This window comes from Colwellia sp. Bg11-12 (genome assembly GCF_014076955.1).
Classification (GTDB): Bacteria; Pseudomonadota; Gammaproteobacteria; order Enterobacterales; family Alteromonadaceae; genus Colwellia_A.
The window spans coordinates 1-377 of sequence record NZ_JACGUZ010000063.1 but is presented as its reverse complement, the minus strand read 5'-3'; the positions used below and the strand labels follow the sequence as shown (position 1 = coordinate 377).

At 40.3% G+C, this 377-nt stretch carries 1 tRNA gene; it reads right to left on the bottom strand.

The window, feature by feature from the left end:
• Positions 1 to 148: 148 nt before the first annotated feature.
• Positions 149 to 225 (bottom strand) — tRNA-Ile (locus H4J39_RS08535).
• Between the last annotated feature and the right edge of the window lie 152 nt (positions 226 to 377).

Sequence of the window (377 nt, the reverse complement as noted above, 5' to 3'; positions counted from 1 at the left end):
ATCAGCTTTCCAGATTGTTAAAGAACTCATTCTTAACGCGCATTCGGTTAAAAACGTGGTTTAAAAAACCAAACTTAACGTGTTCATCAGAACAGTTTAAGTTTGGTCTTTTCTTTAATGAAGAAGTTAATCAATTCACAGCGTGAATTGGTAGGTCTGGGCAGACTTGAACTGCCGACCTCACCCTTATCAGGGGTGCGCTCTAACCAGCTGAGCTACAGACCTATTTTATTAGTAAGCCCAGAGGCTTGCTTCTTCTAATTTGTTATCATGTAATTTGTGTAGACACTCGTGAAACCGAAGTTTCCATTAAACTGTTTTTACTTCAAGATAAGGAGGTGATCCAACCCCAGGTTCCCCTAGGGTTACCTTGTTAC